The sequence below is a fragment of the Rhizobium ruizarguesonis genome, from assembly GCF_012349115.1.
GTDB classification, from domain to species: Bacteria; Pseudomonadota; Alphaproteobacteria; order Rhizobiales; family Rhizobiaceae; genus Rhizobium; species Rhizobium ruizarguesonis.
This window is the reverse complement of the sequence record NZ_PQIG01000146.1, coordinates 1-4,510: the sequence shown is the minus strand read 5'-3', so window position 1 is coordinate 4,510 and position 4,510 is coordinate 1. Positions and strand designations below refer to the sequence as shown.

3 protein-coding genes are annotated in these 4,510 nt (G+C 61.2%); 2 read left to right on the top strand and 1 reads right to left on the bottom strand.

Annotation, left to right across the window (positions count from 1 at the left end; translation table 11 throughout):
• Positions 1 to 322: 322 nt before the first annotated feature.
• Complete coding sequence (locus C3Y91_RS37410; RefSeq protein WP_018485590.1) at positions 323 to 715, bottom strand: PRC-barrel domain-containing protein; 393 nt, start codon at positions 713 to 715, stop codon at positions 323 to 325.
• Positions 716 to 979: 264 nt separating this feature from the next.
• Between C3Y91_RS37410 and C3Y91_RS37405 the strand changes: the two genes are divergently transcribed.
• A complete protein-coding gene (locus C3Y91_RS37405; RefSeq protein WP_130689269.1) occupies positions 980 to 2,680 on the top strand; it encodes a long-chain fatty acid--CoA ligase in 1,701 nt (566 codons plus the stop codon).
• A gap of 138 nt (positions 2,681 to 2,818) precedes the next feature.
• Positions 2,819 to 4,444 carry a glucose-6-phosphate isomerase gene (pgi, locus tag C3Y91_RS37400; RefSeq protein WP_130814803.1) on the top strand — a complete coding sequence of 542 codons (1,626 nt, stop codon included), beginning with the start codon at positions 2,819 to 2,821 and terminating at the stop codon, positions 4,442 to 4,444.
• The last annotated feature ends 66 nt before the right edge of the window (positions 4,445 to 4,510 follow it).

Here is a 4,510-nt window from a genome sequence, read left to right as displayed (position 1 = left end):
TCGTCGCCACCGTCGCAACCATGCGCAAGCTGCTCACCATCCTCAACGCCATCATAAGGGACGGACGACCATGGCAAAACGCTTGACAAACAAGACAGTCGCTCTCCCCGCAAGCGGGGAGAAGAGGATATGCCGTGGCCTCTCCGTTCCTCGCGCGCCTTGTAAGGCCCGTCCTCACTCCTCCCAAACTGGTTTCTCAGGAGAGTCGAGATAAATAGCTCGACCCCGGCAGGCCTAAAGTTAGAACAACCATCAGCAGGAGCCAAACACTAAAAAGGCCCCGCATCCGCGGGGCCCTTCCAGCTCGGCCTATCGGACGACGTTACATCCAGTAGGGCGGCACGCCGTAGTAATCATAGACCCGGCGGCCATTGTCGTTGTACCAGGTGTCGTCATCGTCCGAATAGCTCGGGGCGCCTTCGATCTGCGCCTTGGTCAGGTCGATGCGATAGCCATCCAGCTGGGTGTCGTAGTTCAGCTTTTCCCAGGGAAGCGGATAGTGATCATGACCGATGCCCAGGAAACCGCCGAAGCTCAGCACGGCATAGGCAACACGGCCGTCCAGCTTTCCGATGATCAGGCGTTCGATCGAGCCGATATGCTTGCCATCGGCCCCATAGACTCGGGTGCCTTCGACGCGGTCGCTGGCGATCAGCGAGTGCGTGCCCTTGACATTCGGGTCACGGCGGGTGGCGTCGGTATCCTGGTTCAACATTGTGCACCTCCTTTATGGTGTTTCCTCATGGTGAGTATGCAAGGTCAACGCTATGGCGGACTCAAAGTTCCCCATCCTTCCCACGATCTCGCGATGGGCGAATGTTGACGTTTACGTCAAGGTTAGTATAGCTTCATTCGGCTTGAACCGTTCAGGCAATGGCATAAGCTGCCGGACTGGAAGATGGAGGACCCTTCCAGTCAATTGCGGGCCAGTCGATTACCGGCTCGGCTGGCGCGGCGGACGCAAGGGAGAGAGGATACGATGAACAGCATTTCCGTCCATCCGAACGGAGCCAAGCCGAATAAGCCCTGGCTTGCCGCCTATCCCGATGTCGTTCCGGCCGAACTCCCGCCGCTGGAATATGCCTCGCTTGCGGAACTGCTGGAAAAATCCTGCGCTCGTTACGCCGACCGGACGGTGTTTTCCAGCATGGGCAAGGCGATGAGCTACCGCGAACTGGAGAGCCAGACGCGCAAGGTCGCCGCCTGGCTGCAAAGCACCGGCCTTCAGAAGGGCGACCGCGTCGCCGTGATGATGCCGAACGTGCTGCAGAACCCGATCGCCACCTACGCCATCCTGCGCGCCGGCCTCGTCGTCGTGAACGTCAACCCGCTCTATACGCCGCGCGAACTCGAACACCAGTTGCGGGATTCGGGCGCCAAGGCGATCTTCGTGCTGGAGAATTTCGCCCGCACGGTCGAGCAGGTTCTCAACAAGACGGATCTCCGCCATGTCGTCGTCACCTCGCTCGGGGAGATGCTGGGGCCGAAGGGGCTGATCGTCAATTTCGTCGTGCGCAAGGTGAAGAAGCTCGTTCCCTCCTGGTCGATCCCTCAGCACAAGAGCTTCGGCCAGGTGCTGCGCGCAGGGGCGGGAAAAAAGCTTGAGCCGGTCACGCTAACAGGCAGCGATATCGCCTTCCTGCAATATACCGGCGGCACGACGGGCGTTGCCAAGGGCGCGGTGCTGACGCATGAAAACCTGCTCGCCAACAAGCAGCAGCTGTCGCTCTGGCTGCGGTCGGCCTTCGAGCGCAAGAAAGAGCCGGAGGTGCTGAATTTCCTCTGCGCACTGCCGCTCTACCATATCTTTGCACTGACGGTGAATTCGTTGATGGGCATGTCGCTTGGCGCCCACAATATCCTGATCGCCAATCCGCGCGACATTCCCGGTCTCGTCAAGGAATTCGAAAAGTCGAAGGTGCATATCTTCCCCGGCCTCAACACGCTGTTCAATGCGCTGATGAACAATGCCGATTTCGCCAAGCTCGATTTTTCCTCGCTGATCATGTCGCTCGGCGGCGGCATGGCCGTCCAGCGCCCGGTCGCCGAACGCTGGCTGAAGATGACGGGCACGGCGGTGACGGAAGGTTACGGCCTTTCCGAGACCTCGCCTGTTGCCACCGCTAACCGCTTCGATTCGGCGGAGTTCACCGGCTCGATCGGCCTGCCGCTTCCCTCCACCGAACTCGATATCCGCGACGAGGAAGGCAATTCGCTGCCGCTCGGCCAGGTCGGCGAGATCTGCATTCGCGGGCCGCAGGTGATGGCCGGCTACTGGCAGAAGCCGGAAGAGACGGCGCGGGTGATGACCGATGACGGCTACTTCCGCTCGGGCGACATGGGTTTCATGGACGAGCGCGGCTATACCAAGATCGTCGACCGCAAGAAGGACATGATCCTGGTCTCGGGCTTCAACGTCTATCCGAACGAGATCGAGGAAGTCGCCGCCATGCATGCCGGTATCCTCGAGGCCGCAGCGATCGGCGTGCCGGACGGACATTCGGGCGAGGCTGTAAAACTCTTCGTCGTCAGGAAGGATCCGAACCTGACGGAAGCCGAGGTGAAGGCCCACTGCATCGCCAACCTCACCAACTACAAACGCCCGCGCTTCATCGAGTTCCGCACCGAGCTGCCGAAGTCGCCGGTCGGCAAGATCCTGCGCAAGGACCTGCGCGGCTGAATTTGACGATCTGATGAAATTCAGGCCATCCGCTTGCCGCGGGTGGCTTTTTTCATATATCGGCAGGTGGCTGAACTTGATTTGCGGGTGATAAAGCGAATAGTTTCCGCAACCTTTCCGCCTCCAAAGGAGCCTCCCATGAACGCCATCGTCGAACAGCTGAAAAGCACCGCTGATGCCACCAAGGCAACCGATATCCGTGCCGCCTTCGCCGCCGATTCGCAGCGCTTTTCGCGCTTTTCCGTTTCGCTCGACGACCTGCTGATGGATTTTTCCAAGACGGCGGTGAATGACGACATCCTCAAGCTGCTGGTGAAGCTCGCCGAAGACGGCGGCGTCGAGAAGAAGCGCGAGGAAATGTTCTCCGGCAAGGCGATCAACTTCACCGAGGATCGCGCCGTTCTGCACACCGCGCTGCGCAACCGCTCCAACACGCCGGTGCTGGTCGACGGCAAGGACGTCATGCCCGACGTCAATTCCGTGCTTGCCGCCATGGGCAAGTTTGCCGACGGCGTTCGCTCCGGCGCGCTGAAGGGCGCGACCGGCAAGGCGATCACCGATGTCGTCAATATCGGCATCGGCGGCTCGGATCTCGGCCCGGTGATGGCAACGCTGGCGCTTGCTCCCTTCCATGACGGTCCGCGCGCCCATTTCGTCTCCAACATCGACGGCGCCCACATCGCCGACATCCTGAAGCTGGTGCAGCCGGAAACGACGCTGTTCATCGTCGCCTCGAAGACCTTCACCACGGTGGAGACGATGACCAATGCGCAGACGGCGCGCAATTTCATCGCCAAGACGCTCGGCGAAGCGGCCGTGCAGCACCATTTCGCCGCCGTCTCGACGGCGCTCGACAAGGTCGCCGCCTTCGGCATCGACAGCACCCGCGTCTTCGGCTTCTGGGACTGGGTCGGCGGCCGCTACTCGATCTGGTCGGCGATCGGCCTGCCGCTGATGATCGCCGTCGGGCCGGAGAATTTCGGCAAGTTCCTCGACGGCGCCCATGCCGTCGACAATCATTTCCGTAAGGCGCCGATTACCGAAAACCTGCCGATGCTGCTCGGCCTGATCGGCTTCTACCATCGCAACGTGCTCGGCTACCCCACGCGCGCCATCCTGCCCTACGACCAGCGCCTGTCGCGCTTCCCGGCCTATCTGCAGCAGCTCGACATGGAATCGAACGGCAAGGGCGTCACCATCGACGGCACGCCGGTCGAAGGCAATTCCGGCCCTGTCGTCTGGGGCGAGCCCGGCACCAACGGCCAGCACGCCTTCTACCAGCTCATCCATCAGGGCACGAGCATCATCCCGGCCGAATTCATGATCGCCGCCAACGCCTTCGAGCCCGAGCTGCGCCACCAGCACCAGCTGCTGATCTCCAACGTTCTCGCCCAATCGGAAGCGCTGATGAAGGGACGCACCTTCGCAGAAGCCAAGAAGCAGCTGACCGACAAGGGCATGGACGACAAGAAGGCCGATTTCATCGCGCCGCACCGCGTCTTTACCGGCAACCGGCCGTCGATCACCTTCGTCTACGACAAGCTGACCCCCTATGCGCTCGGCCGCCTGATCGCGCTTTACGAACACCGCGTCTTCGTCGAAGGCGTGCTCTTCCGCATCAACTCCTTCGACCAGTGGGGCGTCGAACTCGGCAAGGAACTGGCGACGGGCCTGCTGCCGGTCGTCGAAGGCAAGGAGAGTGCCGCATCGCATGACTCTTCGACGCAGGGCCTGATTGCGGCACTGGCGAAGCTGGCGAAGTAAGCGATCGAGATTGCCCCTCACCCTAACCCTCATATGCGCTAGGTTTAGCCCTGGACATAAGGAATC

Coding starts and splice junctions, on each gene's coding strand:
- pgi (WP_130814803.1), top strand. CDS start 2,819: ATGAACGCCATCGTCGAACAGCTGAAAAGCACCGCTGATGCCACCAAG.
- C3Y91_RS37405 (WP_130689269.1), top strand. CDS start 980: ATGAACAGCATTTCCGTCCATCCGAACGGAGCCAAGCCGAATAAGCCC.
- C3Y91_RS37410 (WP_018485590.1), bottom strand. CDS start 715: ATGTTGAACCAGGATACCGACGCCACCCGCCGTGACCCGAATGTCAAG.